Genomic DNA, 22,152 nt, shown 5'->3' on the forward strand with positions numbered 1-22,152 from the left:
AGAAAGCATATGAAAATATTCAGATATAGCTTATGCATTCTTTTAGTATTGACAATGATGAATTGTAAGCAATCCCTAACTGTTAATGTTTTCGAAACATCAGCCAATGGTAATAAACTGACTAAAATCACGCAATTTTCTTCAGGAGTTAACGTAGATACCATACAAATATTACCAGAAGAAACATATCAGAAAATCACTGGTATAGGAGGCTCATTTACAGAGTCTTCAGCGTCTTTACTACAACGTTTGAGTAAAGAAAACCGAAATAAAATTATAGAAGCTTACTTTGGAGAATCTGGTGCACGTTACTCACTAACAAGAACTCATATTAGTTCATGTGATTTTTCATTAAAAAATTACACATATGCTCCACTAGAAGGAGATGTTGGGTTGAATAGTTTTTCAATTGATGAAGATCGAGATGATTTAATTCCGATGATAAAAGAAGCTTTAGCAATTTCAAAGGATGGATTTAAAATTGTTGCTTCTCCTTGGACTGCACCACCATGGATGAAAGATAATAATGCATATGTAGGCGGAAAACTATTACCAAAGTACTACGATTCGTTTGCATTGTTTTTCTCTAAATATTTAGATGCTTACAAGGCTGAAGGAATTGATATTTGGGGATTAACTCCTGTTAATGAACCACATGGAAATGGTAATAATTGGGAAAGTATGCACTTTTCACCAGAAGAAGAAACAGATTTTGTACAGAACCACTTGGGACCAAGGCTTGAAGCCGATGGGAAAGGTCATTTAAAAATTCTTGGTTACGATCAAAATAGAGCAGGTATAAAAGACTGGGTTGATGTGATGTTTAAAGATGAAGAGACTTCAAAGTACTTTGCTGGCACAGCTATCCATTGGTATGAGAGTACTTATGATTACTTCTCAAAAGATCTACAATATGCACACGATAAGGCTCCAGATAAGTATTTGATCGAAACTGAAGGTTGTGTAGATTCTGAAATCCCAAAATGGAGAGATGATAAATGGTACTGGACTAAAGAAGCTACAGATTGGGGCTGGGATTGGGCATCAGAAAAAGACAAACATTTGCATCCTAAATATGCTCCAGTAAATAGATACGCAAGAGATATTATTGGCTGTCTTAATAATTGGGTAGATGGTTGGATTGATTGGAATATGGTTTTAGATAAACAAGGTGGACCAAACTGGTTTGAAAACTGGTGTGTAGCGCCAATTATCGTTGATCCAGATAATGACGAAGTGTATTTTACACCAATTTATTATACAATGTCACATTTCAGTAAGTATATACGTCCAGGAGCAATGAAGATTGGAACTCAAAATACAAATCAAAATATAATGGTAACTGCTGTTAAAAACATAGATGACTCTATTGTTGTAGTGATTTTTAATGAAGAAGCAATTGCAAAAAATTTCAACTTAATATTAAATAATACTAGTGTGAATCTTAAAATTGACGGACAAGCAATACAGACTATAGTTATTCCTAGTTCATGAAATTAACAGATTAAAAATAATAACGATTTTAAAAAACCTTAATATGTCTATAACATCTAATAAAGTAGCACTAAGCCAAAAAATCGCTTTTGGTATAGGTATGTTTGCTAATCAAATGTTTCCAGCAGCCATGGGAATTTTTATGGTAGTATTAGTTCAAGACTTGGGCTTTCCAGGATGGATGTGGGGCGTAATATTCTTTTTACCAAGAATTTTTGATTCTATTACAGATCCAATTATGGGATTCATTTCAGATAATACGAAATCAAAATGGGGAAGACGTAGACAATATGTTTTACTGGGTGCTCTAATAATGGGGATTTCATTCTCGATTCTGTGGCAATTGCACAGAGAAAATAGTGTAGATTACAATTTCATATATTTTATAATATGGTCTTTTGTGTTTTATTTAGGGCTAACAATTTTTAGCGTTCCTTATGTTGCAATGGGATATGAAATGAGTGACGATTTCCATGAGCGAACCAATATTATGGCTGTTGCTCAATGGATAGGTCAATGGGCATGGGTTATAGCTCCTTGGTTTTGGGTAATTATGTATGATCAAGGATGGTTTGAATCTGCTGATGTCGCTACAAGAACTATTGCCGTATGGGTTGGTCTTATTTGTATGATTTGTGCTATCGTTCCAGCAATTTTTATCAAAAGTAAATCTACAATTAACGAAGATTATGCACCCTTAAATGTGAAAAACATGGGTAGCAGTTTTAATGGAATAATTGATGGGTTTCAGGAAGCTTTTAAAAATAAACCATTTAGAAAACTATGCATCGCCACATTTTTAGTTTACAATGCTTTTAATACTGTTGCAGCATTTACTTTTTTCATTGTTGTATACTATTTATTTAATGGAGATGCTGGTGCAGCTGGAATTTGGCCAACGCTTTTTGGCAGTATTGGTGCTTTGGCAACTACATTTTTGGTTATACCAATTGTAACGAGAATGTCTAAAGTAATGGGTAAGAAAAAAGCGTTTATAACATCTCAAAGTATTTCAATATTAGGTTATATATTACTTTGGTTTCTATTTATTCCTGGAAAACCATATATGTTCATTTTTGGGTTACCATTCTTTGCCTTTGGAATAGGAAGTTTATTTACGCTTATGATGTCCATGACAGCAGATGTAATTGACCTTGATGAATTAAACACAGGTTTACGTAGAGAAGGTGTTTTCGGAGCCATATACTGGTGGATGGTGAAATTTGGATTTGCAATAGCTGGATTATTGAGTGGAATAATCTTATCAAGTATAGGTTTTAATGCTGACTTTGCTTCACAATCTGAAGGCGCAATTACTGGATTACGTCTATTCTTTTCTGGATTACCAATATTAGGAACATTATTCGCCATAATAGTAATGCGTAAATATGATCTTACTGAAGAACGTGCTCATGAAATTAGAGCAGAACTTGATAAACGAGCTAATGATAATGCTATTGAAGACAATGGATCATCAAGACACAATAAAAGTAAAATAACATCTAAAAATAAAAAATACAATGTCGGTTAGAGCTGGTAAAATAATGTCACTGGCAGGAGTAACTCTTGCCCAAAAGTCTGATAAAGAATTACAAGATGAATTCAATAACATTTTAGATAATGGAATGCATGGGTTGTGCTTTAGCCCTTATGAAGAAGGTCAGGAAGCTGGCGATCAAATTTCTGAAGCACAAATTCGTACACGTATGGAAATTATCAAGCCATATACAAAATGGATACGAACGTTTTCATGTACAGATGGTAATGAAATAATACCGAAAATAGCTCACGAATATGGAATTAAAACTATGGTTGGCGCTTGGTTAGGTGATGATACCGAAATTAACAAACGTGAAATTGCAGGTTTAATAAAATTGGGAAAACAAGGCTATGTAGATATAGCTGCAGTTGGTAATGAAGTTATGTATCGAGGAGATTTGAGTGAAGAAAAATTATTAGATTTCATGAACCAAGTAAAACAAGCCATACCAGATATACCTATGGGCTATGTTGATGCCTATTACGAATTTACTGAAAGACCAAAAATCACAGAAGCTTGTGATGTCATATTAGCCAATTGTTATCCGTTTTGGGAAGGTTGCCCTCTAGAGTATTCACTCTTGTATATGAAGGAAATGTTTGCTCAAGCAAAAGCTGCTGCTAATGGAAAAAAAGTAATTGTAACAGAAACGGGTTGGCCAAATTTAGGTTCAAGTTTTGAAGGATCACATCCATCATTTGAAAATGCAATGAAGTATTTTATAAATGCCCAGAAATGGTCTAAAAAAGATGATATAGATATGTTCTATTTTTCTTCTTTTGACGAGTCTTGGAAAGTTGGGGATGAAGGCGATGTTGGTGCATATTGGGGACTTTGGGATAAAGATGAAAAGTTAAAATTCTAGTCATTGTTCTTAACTGCATACTAGTAAATGACTGTTGTTATTCCTATATTTAATTAATTTAAATTGAAAATGAAAAAGACAATTATTCAATATTTAGTTTTAATCCTTGTCATCACTACTTTTTTTAGCTGTCAAGACGAACCTCAAAGAGATTTATATCCTGAGGAATTAATAGGTGGTCTTGTGCTATTGCCACAAGAAAGTACTGGAATAGATTTTAGTAACACAATACAGGAATCTACTTATTTCAATCATTATTACTACAGTCAAATGTATGTTGGCTCAGGAGTAGCAATTGGAGATTTAAATAATGATGGACTACCAGATGTTTTTTTTGGTGGCAATCAAGTTGCTGATAGATTATATCTTAATAAAGGAAATTTTGAATTTGAAGACATCACTAAAAAATCTAAAGCGGCAAAGAACTCTGGATGGACTTGGGGTGTAACCATGGCTGATGTAAATGCAGATGGTTATCTCGATATTTATGTGAGTCGAAATGGTAATTCTGATAAGCCTGAAGACCGTAGAAATCAATTGTACATTAATAATCAGGATTTGACTTTTACTGAGTCTGCTCTTAAGTATGGTTTAGGTGATTATGGTTTTTCTACACAAGCTGTCTTTTTTGACATGGATAATGATGGTGATCTTGATATGTATCAGGTAAACCAACTAGCTGACAAGAAACTATTACTTATTAATAAAATACCTAGAAATCAATTCAAATTTTTTAGAGATAGAATATATAGAAATGACAATGGGAAATATAAAGATGTTTCAGAAGAAGTTGGTATTTCTAGAGATGTATCATATGGGTTGAGTGTAAACGCTACAGATTTCAATAATGATGGTTGGATGGACTTGTATGTTGCAAATGATTATGCTGAACCAGATTATATGTATTATAATAATGGTGATGGAACATTTACAAATGTAATTAATGAACAATTAAACCACATCACACAGTTAAGTATGGGTTCTGATACTGGTGATATTAATAACGATGGATTACTTGACCTAATTACTACAGATATGACTCCTGATGATCATTACCGTTCAAAAACGAACATGGCTTCAATGAGTACTAAAGCATTTAATAGTATGGTAGAAGCTGGTGCTCATCGGCAGTACATGACTAATACATTGCAGATTAATACAGGTTTAGGTAGCTTTTCAGATATAGCAAATATGGCTGGTGTTTCTTTTACAGATTGGAGTTGGGCAAGTCTACTTGTGGATTTAGATAATGACGGTTGGAAAGACATTATGATTTCGAATGGGATAAAAAAAGATGTCGATAATAATGATTACAGAACTAAAGTTCAAAATTTAAGCAAAGGTGCTACTGCCGAAGATTTATTTCAACTAAGTAAAGACACGCCTTCTCAACCTATTTCTAATTATGCATTCAGAAATAAAGGAAATTTAGAATTTGAAAAGGTTACTAAAGATTGGGGTTTTGATACACCTAGCTTTTCAAACGGAATGGCTTACGGCGATTTAGATAATGATGGCGATTTAGATATAATAACTAATAATATTGATGCGCCAGCATTCGTATATGAAAATAAAGCGACTGGAAATTTTTTAAAAATTGACATCCAAGGTTCCGAGAAAAACACTTTTGGTATAGGAGCTAAAGCTATTATTTATCACAATGGTAAAATGCAAATGGCTGAAAACACTGTGACAAGAGGTTTTATTTCTTCAGTAGAACATAATTTGTTTTTCGGCTTAGGTAAAGATATCGAAGTAGAAAAAGTAGAAGTAATTTGGCCTAACGGGAAAGTGAATGTTTATGAAAATGTACAGGCAAATACTAAAATAGTTGCAAAATTCTCTAATGCTAAGTCTATTGAAAAGAAAGAAGAAAAAATAGAGACATTAACTACTCAAATAAAAACTAAAGAGATAGGTATTGATTTTGTTCACAAAGAAAATGATTATGACGATTTTCAAGAACAAATCCTCCTTCCTCATAAGTTATCAGAAAACGGACCTTTTTCAGCGGTTAAAGATGTAAATGGAGATGGATTGGAGGATCTATTTATTGGAGGAGCTCTAGGTCAAAGCGGAATGCTCTATTTACAGCAATCAAATGGTCAATTTACAAAGAGTATATCCCAACCTTGGAATAAAGACAAAGCTTCTGAAGATATGGGTTGTCTTTTTATTGATGTCGATGGCGATAAAGACTTTGACCTTTATATTGCTAGTGGAGGAAATGAATATAATACTGGTAGTACACAATTAAGAGATCGATTATATATTAATGATGGTCAAGGTGATTTTTCTAAGAATGAAAGTGCATTACCTGGAATTGCACAAAGCTCTCAATGCATTAAAGCGTCTGATATTGATAACGATGGAGATTTAGATCTATTTGTTGGAACAAGACTCATTAGAGGAAAATACACATTTCCCGCAACCAGCTATTTGTTGATTAACGACAATGGGAATTTTAAAAAAGCTGAAAACAAAATTGCTCCAGCTCTTACAGATATAGGAATGGTAACTGAAGTTGTTTTTACTGATATTGATCAAGATAATGATGAAGACTTGATGATAGTAGGTGAGTGGATGGGAATTAAAGTACTTACAAATAATGATGGTGTTTTTGAAGATGATTCAGAAAAGTACGGACTTAAAGACACAAGAGGAATGTGGTGGTCAATTACTGCTAGTGATTTAGATAATGATGGTGATGACGATTACATCATTGGTAATTTAGGTAAAAACAACAAGTTTAAAGCGTCGGCAGAACATCCTTTTAAAGTCTATACAAATGATTTTGATAATAATGGAACTAATGATGTTGTATTAGCTAAGTTTTATAAAGATGGTTATGTACCTGTTAGAGGCAGAGAATGCACAAGTCAGCAGATGCCTTTTGTTGCTGAAAAATTTGAAAGCTACGATAGTTTTGCATCATCAAAATTGATAGATATATTACCGGAAAACAAGATGGACGATGCCGTTGTATATGAAATCAAAAGTTTTGAAAGTATCATTCTTATTAATGACAATGGCAAATTGGTCAGTCAATCACTACCTAATGAAGCTCAAATTTCACCAATTAAATCAACACTTGTATTTGATATTAATAAAGATGGTCATCAAGATATAATTACCGTTGGTAATCATTATGGAGTTGAAGTTGAAACCACACGTTATGATGCTGGTTTTGGAAGTGTGCTTCTTGGTGATGGAAAAAACAATTTTAATTTTGTCTCTCCAAATAAAAGTGGCTTTTATGTGCCATTTGATAGTAGAGATGTAAAGCAATTGCATTTAAAAAATAAAGTCTTAATTCTTGTGACTAATAATAATGCCGACCTATCTGTTTTTAGCATGAAGCCTTAAATTTAAATTTGTATAGGTTTGTTTTTTTTGATATTTCTTCTTTTTATTTAATTTAACTTATTCGAAATCAGTTGATTAAATCTTAAATTATGTTGTGCCTTCAAATCATTTTTTTTTCAACTGTATGGTTTTTGTATAGGTGCCTTTAACAGTGTAATTGAATATAATTCATTTTCTTGCATGTATAAATAACAAATTCCTAAAAATTATGAAAAAAATTACATTATTAACATTCTTATTAACTTCATTGTTTGGCTTCTCGCAAACTTATACTTTGTTGGATAACTTTGATGCTGTTGTCACTGGCACTACTTGGATAGATGATAATGGTAGTACTACATCTACTATTGAGTCTGCACCTATTTCTGGATCAAATATGGTTGCATCTGATGGGAATTATGGGCAAATTATTACAGAAGAAGCCTCTGCTCCTTGGCAGGCTGGTGCATTAATACTACAAGATAATTATATAGATCTTGCTAACCAAAGAACAATGCAAGTAGATGTTTATTCTGATGTTACAACTTGGATTTTAGCTAAAGCTGTTGGAGTTGTTGGTGGTGGTGGTTCTGATGGAGCTACTCATGCAGAACATCCTGGTGGAGGATGGGCTACGTTAACATTTGATTTTGATGATATTCAAGATAACCCACCTTCAGGTGCATCAAATAGTGAGTTTGAGAGCATCTTCTTTTTTCCAAATTGGAATGGAGCAGGATGGGATGGTAATGCAGATGCAAATGGTCCTTCTCCAGTTACTACAACACTATATGATAATGTTAAAGGGCTAGTCGGTTCTGCAATACCACCAGATCCACAAGTTTACGACTTAATAGATAATTTTGATGCTGTTGTCGCTGGTACAACGTGGTTAGATGATAATGGTAGTACTACATCTACAGTTGAATCTGCACCTATTTCTGGATCAAATATGGTTGCATCTGATGGGAATTATGGACAAATTATTACGGAAGAAGCTTCTGCTCCATGGCAGGCTGGTGCATTAATACTACAAGATAATTATATAGATCTTGCTAACCAAAGAACAATGCAAGTAGATGTTTATTCTGATGTTACTACTTGGATTTTAGCTAAAGCTGTTGGAGTTGTTGGAGGTGGTGGTTCTGATGGAGCTACTCATGCAGAACATCCTGGTGGAGGATGGGCTACGTTAACATTTGATTTTGATGATATTCAAGATAACCCACCTTCAGGTGCATCAAATAGTGAGTTTGAAAGTCTCTTCTTTTTTCCAAATTGGAATGGAGCAGGATGGGATGGTAATGCAGATGCAAATGGTCCTTCTCCCGTTACTACAACACTTTATGATAATATTAGAGGATTACTCGGTGCTGCAATTACTCCTGATGATCCAGATCCTGAAGCTGCTCCAATACCAAATGCACCTGATGGTGAGACTTATAGTATTTATAATGATACCAACAGTTATTCTACAGTATTTCCTTTTGCATATGATTTTGGTACTATAGGTGGCGAGCCAGATTTAGATACAGGCGCTGGAGAGAATAAGGCTTTGAGATTTGATTTTACCTTTGCTGGGTATGGTCAAGGAGAAGGTGGTCCAGATGATGTGTCTGCTTATGGTTTTGTTCATTTTATGTATTGGGCTGAGGTTGGCGTACCTGGTTTTCAGTTTAGAATGATAAGTAATAATGGTGGTGTCACTGAACATACTTATGAAATTGGAACACAAGAAGCAATTGTTAATGGACAATGGATTCAAGTATCGATACCAATGACTTATTTTACGAATCTTGGGTTTTCTAGTACTAACTTGTTCCAATGGAAATTTGAACCATTTATGCAAGCTGTCACAGATCCTGGAAAAGTTTTTATAGACAATATCATACTTACTCAAAATCCGTTATCTGTTGATGAATTTGATACAGCATCTTTTAAAGCATATCCAAATCCAACTTCAACAAATTGGAATATCACTAGTAATAATCCAATTTCTAAAGTAACAGTATATGATGTATTAGGAAAAGTAGTAAGAACATTGACTTTTAGTGAAAATGAAGTTCAAATAAGTTCTGCTGGTTTGAATTCTGGAATATACTTCGCTAAATTAGAAAGTACCAAGGGATCTAAGACGATTAGACTTATTAAAGAATAAGATTGTAATATTATTGCTTAATAGCATTAAAAGCGTGTTTAATTTATTAAACACGCTTTTTTTATTTAACTGTTTTATACTATAACCAAAGAGCCATTTTTACTATATTGATAAAAAATTCAGCATTGAAAACTATTATCTATTTCATACTCGTTTTAATTCTATTTTGTAGTTGTTCTAATAAGAACAATTCGGCAATAACTGAAGATAAACCATTCACGAACGACTTAATTAATGAAACAAGTCCGTATCTGCTTCAACACGCCTATAATCCTGTAGATTGGAAAGCATGGAATCAAGAGACTTTAAAATTGGCAAAAGAGGAAAATAAACTCATCATTATTTCTGTAGGATATTCAGCTTGCCACTGGTGTCATGTAATGGAAGAAGAAAGTTTTGAAAATGATTCTGTAGCCAATATCATGAATGACAACTTTATTAATATTAAAGTAGACAGGGAAGAACGACCAGATGTGGATCAAGTGTATATGAATGCTGTTCAGTTAATGACTGGCAGTGGAGGTTGGCCTCTTAATTGCATAGCTTTACCAGATGGTAGACCAGTTTTTGGCGGTACATATTTTACAAAAACACAATGGACAAAAATATTAGAAGATATGTCCGACTTGTATCGTACAGATCCTGATAAAGTAATTGCATACGCTGAGAAATTAACACAAGGCGTTAAAAACTCAGATTTAATAGTATTAAACAAAGAAGATATTCAATTTACAAAGGAGTCTCTTAATGAGTTGAAAGATAAATGGATGCCAACTTTAGACTTTAAAGATGGAGGTCAAAAGAATGCTCCTAAATTCCCGATGCCATCCAATTTAGATTATTTGTTCAGATATGGTTTTCAAAATAATGATTTAGAGTTGAATGATTTTGTTGAATTGACATTAACTAAAATGGCTAATGGTGGAATTTATGATCAAATAGGTGGAGGGTTTTCTCGCTATTCTGTTGATGAGAGATGGCATGTGCCGCATTTTGAAAAAATGCTCTATGACAATGCTCAATTAGTGAGCCTTTATTCAAAAGCGTATCAGCTTTCAGGTAAAGAAGAGTTTAAAACTGTAGTGGTTGAAACTTTACAATTTATAGAAAAAGAACTTACAGATGATGAAGGTGCTTTTTATTCATCTTTAGATGCCGATAGTGAAACTGAAGAAGGAGAATTGGAAGAAGGTGTATTTTATACATGGACTAAAGAAGAATTGAAAATTATTCTGCAAGGAGATTTTGAGCTTTTTAAATCTTATTATAATATAAACTCAACAGGGAAATGGGAAAACAATCATTACATCTTATTTAAAACCAAAACCAACGAAGAGTTTTTAAAAGGAAACTCCTTGTCTCTAAAAGAATTAAAAGCTAAAGTTTCCGATTGGAAATCTAAATTGTTTAAAGCTAGATCAACTAGAAAGCGACCAAGAACAGATGATAAGGTGTTAACCTCTTGGAATGCTATGATGCTCAGCGCTTATATTGATGCCTACCGAGTTTTAGGAGAACAACAGTATTTAGATACCGCACTAAAAAACGCACACTTTCTAAAAGAGAATCAGATATCTAAAAAAGGTTCATTGTTTCATAATTATAAAAATGGAGTAAGTACCATTGAAGGATTTTCAGAAGATTATGCTCATGTTATTTCTGCTTATATAGATTTATATCAAGTGACCTTAGATGAGGTATGGTTACAAATTGCAAATGAATTAATGGATTATACTATTGCCCATTTTTTTGATAAAGATAATGGCATGTTTTATTTTACGTCAGATACTGAAACCAATTTGATAGCAAGAAAGATTGAAGTTTACGATAATGTAATTCCCTCTTCAAATTCAGTTTTAGCACATAATTTATTCAAATTAAGTCATTACTACTCAAATAATTCATACTCTAAAATGGCAAAACAGATGTTGAGTAATATTATTTCTGATTTAGAAAAGTCACCTTCAGCATATTCAAATTGGGGTAATCTTTATTTGAATTACTCAAACCCATATTATGAAGTTGCACTCTCTGGGGCTAATGCAAAAGAAAAAGTTAGTGAGCTTAATGGATATTACTTGCCAAACATTTTGGTAGCTGGAGCTATTACTGAAAGTGAAATTCCTATAATGAAAAATAGATTCAACGATGATGAAACTTATATTTATGTTTGTGTAGATGGTTCATGTAAATTGCCCGTAACCGAAACAAAACAAGCAGTAAGTCAATTATTGAAGTGATTATATACTTAATTAAAATCCAATGGTAACACTAAAACACTTAGCAGAACAATTAAACGTTTCAATTTCTACGGTTTCAAAAGCACTACATAATAGTGAAGAAATAAGTCCAGATACAATTGAACGCGTTAAAGCATTAGCTAAGCATCTTAATTATAAGCCTAATAAGGTGGCTATTAGCCTCAAGAATAGTAAAACAAATACGATAGGTGTAATTATACCCAATATCCTTAATCATTTTTTTGCGAAGGCGCTGTTAGCAATCGAAAAGGAAGCTTCTAAACAAGGGTATAATATTATTACATGTCTTTCAAATGAGAAAAAATCTAAAGAGATAAATAGCCTTCAATTATTATCTAACGGAAGCGTAGATGGTTTTATAATGTCTATTTCAGAAGAATCACAGATTTCAAATAATGTAGATCATATTAATCAAATACTTAGTCATAACATTCCCGTTGTTTTATTTGATCGAGTTTCAGATAATATAGACTGTGATAAAGTGATTATAGATGATTTTGGTGCTGCTTATGAAGCCACTAAGCATTTATTGTCTGAAGGTAGAAAACATATTGTTTTATTAAGTGACATTCATGATTTGAGTGTCGGTAAACTTAGAACAAATGGTTATATTGAAGCATTGAACGATGCTAGTGATTATAGTAATAAGCCTACTGTTATTTCTATAAAAAGAGGTGATGATTCAGCAGATGCAACGATTCAAGATCTATTTAAAAATAATCCTTCCGTTGATGGGATTATTTCTATTGACAATACATCAGGAGTTGTAGCTCTTCAAAAGGCTTTAAAATTGAATTATAATATTCCTGAAGATTTATCTATCATTGGTTTCTCTGACGAAAACGTACTTCAATTTACAGACCCAAAATTATCTTCTATTTCTCAAAATACATTAGATATCGGAAAAGCATCTGTGAAGCTATTACTTAATCGCTTAAATAATAAAGATCAGGTTAAGTCTACAACTAAAATTATAAAAACGAAGTTGGTTTTAAGAGAAACAACAAAATAAGATACTGTAGATTTAAGTAATTTCGAAAATCATTGTTTGTTAAATGAAGTCGATTGGCTTTTCTAAACTTTCCAAATGAGTTATATTTAAGGCATAAAATAAATTTATGTTAGAAGCATTAGAGGCAAATTATGGGTATTTATTTGAAGAAGAGTTACTTCAAGAAATAAATAGTGTAGGCACCTGCAAAGATATACCAGAAGGATATAAGCTTATAGAAATAGGAGATTACATTAGATCTATGCCACTTTTAGTGAGTGGAGCTATAAAAATTCTTCGAGAAGATGAGAATGGCGATGAACTCATCTTATATTTTATAGAGCGTGGAGATACGTGTGCCATGACGCTCTCTTGTTGCTTAGGTCAATCTAAAAGTGAAATAAGAGCTGTGGCTGAAACTGACACAAAATTGATTATGATTCCTGTTCAAAAAATGGAAGAATGGTTAGGGAAATACAAAAGTTGGCAAAAATTTATTTTGCAAAGTTATCATGATCGAATGTCTGAATTGCTTAATGCCATTGACACTATAGCATTTTTAAAAATGGATGAGCGTTTGTTTATATATTTAAAAGATAAAGCGATGGTCAATCATAATGATGTTATACATGTAACTCATCAAGAAATTTCACAAGACCTTCATACTTCACGTGTAGTAATTTCTAGATTACTAAAAAAGTTGGCTATTAACGGTAAAATTGAGCTTCAGAGAAATAATATTAAGGTTATAGACCTATAAAAGGTGACTTTTGTTACCAAATACCGTTCAAATTCAATTTAGATTTGAATGAAAATATAAGGTATGGATGTACAACAATTTTTAGGATACTTTGGAGCACTTTTAATAGGTGTTGTTTTAGGACTTATTGGCGGAGGTGGCTCTATTTTAACAGTTCCAATTTTAGTGTATCTAATGTTTATTAATCCAGTAACTGCAACTGCATATTCTTTATTTATTGTTGGAGTATCTGCATTGGTAGGTGCCATAAGGAATATTCAAAAAGGCCTTGTCGATTTTAAAACAGCTATTGTATTTGCAATTCCTGCATTTATTGCAGTGTATGCAACTCGAAAATATTTGGTGCCTGCCATTCCAGAAGAATTGTTTACCATCAATTCCTTTATAATGACTAAGAACATAGCAATCATGCTGTTCTTTGCACTAATAATGTTGGTGGCTTCTATATCAATGATAAGAAATAAACGAAACGATTCTGGAGAAGAAACCGTTGTTGTTTATAATTTCCCATTAATAATAATTGAAGGCTTTGTGGTAGGTGTTCTAACAGGTATCGTTGGAGCAGGTGGCGGATTTCTAATTATTCCAGCGCTAGTTCTTTTAGCCAAGTTGCCAATGAAAAAAGCAGTTGCAACGTCTCTTTTAATTATTGCAATTAAATCACTAATTGGTTTTATAGGAGATGTTGAAAACTTAGATATCGATTGGATGTTTTTAATCAAATTCACTTCAATTTCGGTCTTCGGGATCTTTTTAGGTATCTACTTGTCAAAGTTTATCAATGGTAAAAATCTTAAAAAAGGATTTGGTTGGTTTGTACTGGTAATGGGAGTTTATATCATCTTCAAAGAACTAACTAAGTAAGAGTGTGTAACTTTTGTTACATCACAGCATAAATTTATATACTACTTTTATACTGTTCAAATTAAATAACATTAAAAACATAAATGTTTAAGGATAGAGTTTGATTGCTTGTCCTAAAACAGCAAGATAGATTACATGATTTTTGGTTGGTAAAAAGCGTGTCCGAAATAATAGTAGGATGCGCTTTTTTGTGTAACAAAGGTTACAAATCTTAAACTGAAAATGGAGTACTTTTATTATGTTTTAGTTCTAGATTAATTATAATAAAAATAGTAAATAGTATGTCGTTTTTGTCTACAATTTTTGGTGGAAAACCACCTCACAATGAATACATTGAAGTGCTTTCGCCTATTGACTTTAAAAGTCAAATAAACGGTAAGAGCATTCAATTAATTGATGTAAGGACATCTAAAGAATACAAATCTGGTCACATTAAAAACGCTAAAAATATTGACTTTTTTTCAAGAAACTTTGATTTAGAGTTTAATAAACTTAGTAAGGAAAAACCTGTTTATGTGTATTGTAGAAGTGGGAGTCGCAGCAGACAGACTGCTAGAAAACTGTCAAATATGGATTTTAAAAAAATCTACGATTTAAAAGGAGGAATTCTAAATTATTAAATCATGAAAAATATAATATTTGTGTTTACATTATCTATACTGATTTTTAGTTGTAACGACACTAAAAAAGAAACAGCGTATGTATCAATGAAAGCGCTTGAAACGGAAAGTACACATCCTGGAAAGAAATTAATGGAAACAAATTGTTATGCTTGTCACAATCCAACAGCAAGCCATGATGATAGACTTGGACCTCCTATGATAGCTATCAAAAAGCATTATATAAATGAAGGAGTAACCAAAGAAGAATTTATTAGTGCAATTCAAAATTGGATTAAAAACCCAACTGAAGATAGTGCTAAAATGAATGGAGCAGTGAGACGTTTTGGAATAATGCCAAAGCAAGTGTTTCCAGAAGAAACAATTGAGCAAATATCCAACTATATTTATGACAATGAGATTGAACAACCTGAGTGGTTTGAAGAACACTTTAAGTCAAGAAAAGGGAAGAACAGAGGATAATAATTAGTTGAAATAAATATATAAATGTAATTTTAAACACGTAATAGTTTGTCAGGTATGAGCAAGTTTTTAGAAATAATAAATCAAAACAAACCAGTGTTAATCGACTTTTTTGCGGACTGGTGTGGACCTTGTAAAACAATGAGCCCTATTTTGAAAGATGTTAAACGTGTTTTGGGAGATAAGGTATCAATTATAAAAATCAATGTTGATAAAAACCAATCCTTAGCCGCTAAATATCAAGTTAGAGGCGTACCAACATTTTTATTATTTAAAGAAGGGAAGCAGATTTGGAGACAGTCTGGAATCATTCAAAAAGAAGAATTGCTAAATATTATTTCAAAAAATAATTAATGAATTTAAATGAAGATTTCTGGGATCATCGCTATAAAAACAATGATATAGGTTGGGATCTTGGGCAAATATCTACACCACTTAAAACTTATATTAATCAACTAACAGACAAATCAATAAGAATTTTGATTCCTGGAGGAGGAAATTCTTATGAGGCTGAATATCTATTTAATCTTGGTTTTAAAAATGTCTTTGTTGTTGATGTGTCGCAAACAGCGCTAGACAATATAAAATCACGAATTCCTAGTTTTCCTTCAGAACAATTGTTGAATAAAAACTTCTTCGATTTGAATATGATTTTTGATTTGATCTTAGAGCAAACGTTCTTTTGTGCAATCGAACCTCGGTTAAGAAATGATTATGTGATTAAAATGAATGCCTTGCTTTCTAATAAAGGAAAGTTGACAGGCCTTTTATTTAATGTTGCATTGTATACAGAACGTCCGCCATTTGGAGGTTCTAAATCTGAATATGTTAAGCGTTTTGGTAACTGTTTTAATATAAGAACTATTGAAAACGCATATAACTCACATGAGTCTAGAGTAGACCAAGAACTATTTTTTATATTAGAAAAAAAGACTAATTAATTATTTATGATACTTTTTAATTACTGACAATTATCATAGTTAATTGAACAACACAATTATAATTTTATAATCTCAAAACAACGACTAAATCTAAATAATATGATATCTCAAAGCATTGGATTATACAACTGGAATAATGGAGTAATAATGATAGTTATTTTTGGGCTAGTTTGTCTGACTCTTGTAGGTTTTTTAGTGAAATTTATGACAACTAGTGATAGAAATAAAGATGAGCCTAAAGAAAGGTAGCATTTAGTTTTCTATGGTTATTAAAAAAGGGACGCATTTATAATTCGTTCCTTTTTTATGTTCAAGATTGTCCTATAAAAACTTAATCCTTTAATAATTACCCAATTATCGATTTTATTATCCATTTGAGTAAATTATTTTATTATTTGAAGTTATCGCCTTATCTTTATTTTGATTTCTAGCAAAATTTGTATTCAACCAAACTAAAGTATCAGTTATGTTTTGCTATAATCGTATTCTAAATTTAAAGACTCTATGTTCTATTAGTCTTTTTCTTCTATTTTTTTCTAACGCTTTTGGACAATTACCTTTAGGATATACAGCATCTGAAGTTCAAGATAATTACAATACTATAATGGGTGTTGTTTTTAATGCTGACGGAACAAAAATGTTCGTTTGGGAAAAAAGAGGTCATGTTTATGTGTCCAATTGGGATGGATCCCAATACACAAGACAAGCTTCTCCTATTCTCGATATTTCTGATGAAGTTGGAGATTGGAGAGATTTTGGTTTTGCTAGTTTTTGTCTAGACCCAAATTTTGATACTAATGGTTTAGTATATATGTACTATATGGTAGATAGAGAGCATCTTATGAATTTTGGAACTCCTAGTTATGATCCTAACGATAATGATTATTTTGAAGCTTCTATCAGTCGAGTAACTCGATACCAAATTAATATTGGAAGTGATCCATTAACTACTGATTATAATTCTCGAGCTGTTCTTGTTGGTGAATCTGTTTCTACAGGAGTACCTTTAACACACGAATCTCATGCTGGTGGAACAGTCATTTTTGCAACCGATGGAACCTTATTGGTTTCAACTGGAGATAATGCTAGTTATTCTTCAACAGACACTGGAAGTGCTGGCGAAACATATTGGCAACAAGCTATTAACGATGGCATTATGCGTACTGAAGAAAATGTAGGCGCATTTAGAGCTCAAATGACAACCTCGCTTTGTGGAAAAGTATTGCGTTTAGATCCTGCGACTGGAGATGGAATTCCTTCAAATCCGCATTATAATGCATCTAATCCGCGTTTACCAGAATCAAGGATGTGGGCAATGGGTTTACGTCATCCATTTAGAATGTCAATTCAACAAGGAAGTGGAAGTACCAATCCAACTGATGGAAATCCAGGTATTATTCAAATTGCTGATGTAGGTTGGGGAACTTGGGAAGATTTACACATTTTTGATAAAGGAGGTCTAAATGGAGGATGGCCTTTATATGAAGGTTTAACACAACACAATGGTTACTATAATAGTGGTACAACAAATCCCGATGAAGGCAATGTGCTTTTTGTTGACAATTGTCCGCAACCAACAGATTTTATAGATAATACTGATCCAGCATTAAGACGTTTTGTACATGATCGACCAGAAGTAGCTTGGCGACATGGTGGTAGTAATGAAGCTAGAGTACCTTGGTTTAGTGGAACAACAGCTACAAACCCAAGAGTAGGAGCATCTGGGTCTCCAACAACAGGAATTGAGTTTAGAGGAAATACGGCAATTGCTGGAATTTATATTCAAGGTGATGCAATGGGTAGTAGTATGAATGGTAAATATTTGTTTACAGATTACGTCAGAAACTGGATTAATGTAGCAACGCTCACAGATGGATCGTTAAATTGGATAAGCGATATTTCAGAATTAGCGCCAATAAATTTTGGCGATGGAATTGTACATATGATGCAAAACCCTTTGGATGGTTTTATATATTATGTGAATATTTTTGATGGCACTCTATTTAAAATTTCTTTTGAAGGTCCAACATGGACTGACGAACCAACCGATTTAACTTTACAGTGTGATGCTATTACGAATCCGACTGATGAATTTAATAATTGGTTAGCTAGTTTTTCTGGAACTGTTTTATGTGGAAACGCGACGCTTACAAATAATAACTCAGGACTAACTATAACATGTGGTTCTTCTGCTTCAGAAACAGTTACGTTTACCTTAACTAATGACTGTGGAAATGAAATCACTAAGCAAGCTACATTTACGATTGAGGATAATGATGATCCAACATTCAATGAAGCTTTACCAGCAAGCACAACAGCAGAATGTGATAACATTCCAACTGAAGAAACGCTAACTGCGTCAGATACGTGCGGAACAGCAATCGTTACATTTGATGAAAGCACAATACCAGGATCATGTTCTGGAGAATACACGATTACAAGAACTTGGACAGCAACTGACGACTGTGATAATACAGCAGTTCACATCCAAACCATAACAGTTGAAGATAATGGTGATCCAACATTCAATGAAACCTTACCAGCAAATACGACAGCAGAATGTGATAACATTCCAACAGAAGAAACGCTTACTGCAACAGATACTTGCGGAACAACTATCGTTACATTTGATGAAAGCACAACTCCAGGATTATGCACTGGAGAATACACAATTACAAGAACTTGGACTGCAACTGACGACTGTGATAACACAGCAGTTCACGTTCAAACCATAACAGTTGAAGATAATGGTGATCCAACGTTTAACGAAACCTTACCAGCAAATACAACTGCAGAATGTGATAACATTCCAACTGAAGAAACATTGACTGCAACAGATACTTGCGGAACTGCTATCGTTACATTTGATGAAGAGACAACACCAGGAACATGTTCTGGAGAATACACAATTACAAGAACTTGGACAGCAACTGACGATTGCGATAACACAGCAATTCACGTTCAAACTATTGCAGTTGAAGATAATGGTGATCCAACATTCAATGAAGCTTTACCAGCAAGCACAACAGCAGAATGTGATAACATTCCAACAGAAGAAATATTAACAGCTTCAGATACTTGCGGAACAGCTATCGTTACATTTGATGAAAGCGAAACTTCAGGATTATGCGCTGGAGAATACACCATTACAAGAACTTGGACAGCAACTGACCAATGTGATAACACAGCAGTTCACGTTCAAACCATAACAGTTGAAGATAATGGTGATCCAACGTTTAATGAAACCTTACCAGCAAATACAACAGCAGAATGTGATAACATTCCAACAGAAGAAACATTAACAGCTTCAGATACTTGCGGAACAGCTATCGTTACATATGATGAAAGCGAAACTTCAGGATTATGCGCTGGAGAATACACAATTACAAGAACTTGGACAGCAACTGACGAATGCGATAATATAGCAATTCACGTTCAAACCATAACAGTTGAAGATACTACAAGTCCAATTTGGGATACTTTACCTAGTAATCTTACAGTAAATTGCGGCATTGATTATCAAGCAGCTTATGAAACTTGGTTAGATAGTTTTTCAGGAACAGATAATTGTAGTACACCAATAGTCATTCATAATGCTCCAGCAACTGTGTCATGTCCAGATGCAGTAGTAGTTACTTTTGAGTTGACTGATGCTTGTGACAACATGTCTATAGCTATATCAACATTTACTATAGAAGGCACATTACACATTTCAGAAGTTTTTGAAAAGGACATTGTAATATTTCCTAATCCCACAGAAAACTATATTTATATTAAAGGGTTAAAAGACGACAGTCATATGGAAGTCTTTAATTTAGCTGGTCAAAAAGTATTAACAAGACGTATTGTCAATAAAAATCGCATTGAATTCGATTTGAAATCTGGACTCTATATGGTTAAAATAATTTCAGGATCTAAAACCACAATAAAGAAATTAATAATTAGATAAAAAGACTTTGTAACATTTTTTATTATTCTGCGTCCAATAGGTAATCAATCAAAACAATCACTTAATCATGAGACAGGATAATCAACTTATAGTTTTAACACATTTAAGCCAATTACTAACCTTTATAACAGGTTTTGGCGGATTGTTAGTGCCATTAGTTATTTGGCTCACTCAAAAAGATAATGTGTATGCAATGGACGAACAAGGCAAACATATTTTGAACTTTCAATTAAGTATGCTTATTTATAGCATAATATGTATACCCTTAATATTGGCATTAGGATTAGGCATTTTAGGTCTATTTATTTTATGTGTTTTATCATTTATATATCCAATTATAAATGCAATTAGAGCAAGTCACGGAAAAACACCAAGATATCCTTTATCTCTTAATTTTATTAGTTAGTTATATTTTATAAAGAGGTAAATAAGAACGCGCACTTAATTAAGTGCGCGTTTTTTCTGTTTAATTAGTATCTAAAACTCTTATTCCTTTTTGGTAACATAAGTTACAAGGTTAGTAACATAGGTTACAGACTTCCATTTATCCTGAACGTACTTTTGTATAAGTAAATTAAAAGTTTAAATGAAAGCACATATTTATATTCCACTATTTCTTTTGGTTTTCACTTTATCAGTGCAAGCACAGGAAGTATTACCAATTACAAAAACAGAAGTCCTATCTAAAGTCTCTGAAAACAATACTAGCATTAAAATTTCTAAAGAAGAATTTAATCAAGCCAAAGCAGATTATAGACAAACGAATGCTGTGTTCTTACCAAATATCACAGCAAGTCATACAGCAATGGCAACTACAAACCCATTAATGGCTTTTGGGTCTAAATTAAATCAAGAAATTTTAACACAGAATGATTTTAATCCTGCGTTATTAAACAATCCTTCGCAGATTGAAAATTTTGCTACAAAACTTGAAATATTACAACCATTAATCAATTTAGATGGTATACACCAACGGAAAGCAGCGAAGTCTAAAATGCAAGCCATGTCTTTAAAAACGGAACGTACTCAAGATTATTTAGTATTTGAAGTTGAAAAAGCATACATGCAATTGCAATTGGCATATAAGGCAGTTGATGTTTTAGAAAAAGCCTTGAAAGCTGCAAATTCAAATAAAAAGCTAGCAGATAATATTTTTAAACAAGGATATTTACAACGTGCAGATGTGTTGAATGTTGAAGTACATGTAACCGAAGTTCAAAACCAATTACAATCGGCTAAAAGTAATATCCTAAACGCTTCTAATTACTTGTCTTTTTTAATGAATGATGAATCTTATGTGGTCTATACACCAACAGATAGCTTAACGGTTTCAACATTTGCTATTGAAGATAAAATGATTTCTGAAAACCGCTCAGATATTAAGGCTATGCAATTTGCTTCAGATGCTTATAAAGCGATGAATAGAGCTGATAAAATGGCATTTTTACCAAAATTAAATGCCTTTGGAAGTTATGAATTGTACGACAGTCAAGCTTTTCAAGGAGGTGCCAATGGTTATCTATTTGGAGCGCAACTAAGTTGGGACATTTTTCAAGGCTCTAAACGTTTTGGAAAAGTTCAAAAAAGTAATGCGGAATTTGAGAAATCTAAATTGGAATACAAACAATATGTTTCGAAAAGTAATTTGGAATTAAATAAGGCAAAGCGTGCCTTTTTAGATGCTGAAAATAAACTGACCTTAACCACTTTAGGATTACAACAATCGGAAGAATCTCTAAGAATACGAACAAATAGGTTTAAAGAAGGATTAGAGAAAACGTCGGATTTATTGCTGGCAGAAACACAATATGCCCAAAAGCAATTGGAATACTATCAAACAATATTCGAATACAATTACACACAAGCATATTTACAATTTTTAACTAAAGAATAATTTTTGAA

Annotated in this window: 17 protein-coding genes; all 17 read left to right on the plus strand. The window is 32.8% G+C overall.

Going from position 1 to position 22,152, the window contains the following annotated elements; all coding sequences use genetic code 11:
* Positions 1–9: 9 nt before the first annotated feature.
* The 17 genes from RH81_RS03695 (at position 10) to RH81_RS03770 (ending at position 22,144) form a co-directional block, all read left to right on the plus strand.
* Entirely contained in the window at positions 10–1,494 is a 1,485-nt protein-coding gene (locus RH81_RS03695) for a glycoside hydrolase family 30 protein (RefSeq protein WP_033957939.1), read from the plus strand.
* A gap of 43 nt (positions 1,495–1,537) precedes the next feature.
* Complete coding sequence (locus tag RH81_RS03700; protein ID WP_081988195.1) at positions 1,538–3,025, plus strand: MFS transporter; 1,488 nt, start codon at positions 1,538–1,540, stop codon at positions 3,023–3,025.
* The gene (locus tag RH81_RS03705) at positions 3,015–3,899 is read left to right on the plus strand and encodes a glycoside hydrolase family 17 protein (protein WP_033957940.1); all 885 of its coding nucleotides are present in this window, start codon (positions 3,015–3,017) and stop codon (positions 3,897–3,899) included. The genes RH81_RS03700 and RH81_RS03705 overlap by 11 nt, the downstream gene beginning before the upstream one ends.
* Positions 3,900–3,968: 69 nt before the next feature.
* On the plus strand, positions 3,969–7,265 hold the full coding sequence (locus RH81_RS03710; RefSeq protein ID WP_033957941.1) for a VCBS repeat-containing protein: 3,297 nt from the start codon (positions 3,969–3,971) through the stop codon (positions 7,263–7,265).
* Positions 7,266–7,473: 208 nt separating this feature from the next.
* Positions 7,474–9,402 carry a T9SS type A sorting domain-containing protein gene (locus RH81_RS03715; protein ID WP_033957942.1) on the plus strand — a complete coding sequence of 643 codons (1,929 nt, stop codon included), beginning with the start codon at positions 7,474–7,476 and terminating at the stop codon, positions 9,400–9,402.
* 125 nt (positions 9,403–9,527) lie between these two features.
* Positions 9,528–11,642 (plus strand): thioredoxin domain-containing protein, encoded by a 2,115-nt coding sequence (locus tag RH81_RS03720; RefSeq protein ID WP_081988221.1) that lies wholly within the window; start codon positions 9,528–9,530, stop codon positions 11,640–11,642.
* Between the two features lie 22 nt (positions 11,643–11,664).
* Entirely contained in the window at positions 11,665–12,675 is a 1,011-nt protein-coding gene (locus RH81_RS03725; RefSeq protein ID WP_033957945.1) for a LacI family DNA-binding transcriptional regulator, read from the plus strand.
* A 106-nt stretch (positions 12,676–12,781) separates the two neighbouring features.
* Complete coding sequence (locus RH81_RS03730; protein ID WP_033957947.1) at positions 12,782–13,414, plus strand: Crp/Fnr family transcriptional regulator; 633 nt, start codon at positions 12,782–12,784, stop codon at positions 13,412–13,414.
* Between the two features lie 63 nt (positions 13,415–13,477).
* Positions 13,478–14,278: a sulfite exporter TauE/SafE family protein gene (locus tag RH81_RS03735; RefSeq protein ID WP_033957950.1), complete on the plus strand. Its 801-nt coding sequence runs from the start codon at positions 13,478–13,480 to the stop codon at positions 14,276–14,278.
* A gap of 281 nt (positions 14,279–14,559) precedes the next feature.
* A complete protein-coding gene (locus tag RH81_RS03740; protein ID WP_152604779.1) occupies positions 14,560–14,898 on the plus strand; it encodes a rhodanese-like domain-containing protein in 339 nt (112 codons plus the stop codon).
* 3 nt (positions 14,899–14,901) lie between these two features.
* Positions 14,902–15,360, plus strand: a complete 459-nt coding sequence (locus RH81_RS03745; RefSeq protein WP_033958711.1) for a c-type cytochrome — start codon at positions 14,902–14,904, stop codon at positions 15,358–15,360.
* Between the two features lie 57 nt (positions 15,361–15,417).
* On the plus strand, positions 15,418–15,714 hold the full coding sequence (trxA, locus tag RH81_RS03750) for a thioredoxin (protein WP_033957958.1): 297 nt from the start codon (positions 15,418–15,420) through the stop codon (positions 15,712–15,714).
* Entirely contained in the window at positions 15,714–16,301 is a 588-nt protein-coding gene (locus tag RH81_RS03755) for a class I SAM-dependent methyltransferase (RefSeq protein WP_033957959.1), read from the plus strand. Before trxA ends, RH81_RS03755 begins: the two co-directional genes overlap by 1 nt.
* A gap of 99 nt (positions 16,302–16,400) precedes the next feature.
* On the plus strand, positions 16,401–16,550 hold the full coding sequence (locus RH81_RS17195; protein WP_206539386.1) for a hypothetical protein: 150 nt from the start codon (positions 16,401–16,403) through the stop codon (positions 16,548–16,550).
* A 217-nt stretch (positions 16,551–16,767) separates the two neighbouring features.
* On the plus strand, positions 16,768–20,250 hold the full coding sequence (locus RH81_RS16340) for an HYR-like domain-containing protein (RefSeq protein WP_052172403.1): 3,483 nt from the start codon (positions 16,768–16,770) through the stop codon (positions 20,248–20,250).
* A 67-nt stretch (positions 20,251–20,317) separates the two neighbouring features.
* The gene (locus RH81_RS03765) at positions 20,318–20,656 is read left to right on the plus strand and encodes a DUF4870 domain-containing protein (protein ID WP_033957960.1); all 339 of its coding nucleotides are present in this window, start codon (positions 20,318–20,320) and stop codon (positions 20,654–20,656) included.
* A 180-nt stretch (positions 20,657–20,836) separates the two neighbouring features.
* Positions 20,837–22,144, plus strand: coding sequence for a TolC family protein (locus RH81_RS03770; RefSeq protein ID WP_033957961.1), 1,308 nt, complete (start codon positions 20,837–20,839; stop codon positions 22,142–22,144).
* The last annotated feature ends 8 nt before the right edge of the window (positions 22,145–22,152 follow it).

The organism is Psychroserpens jangbogonensis (genome assembly GCF_000797465.1).
Classification (GTDB): Bacteria; Bacteroidota; Bacteroidia; order Flavobacteriales; family Flavobacteriaceae; genus Psychroserpens; species Psychroserpens jangbogonensis.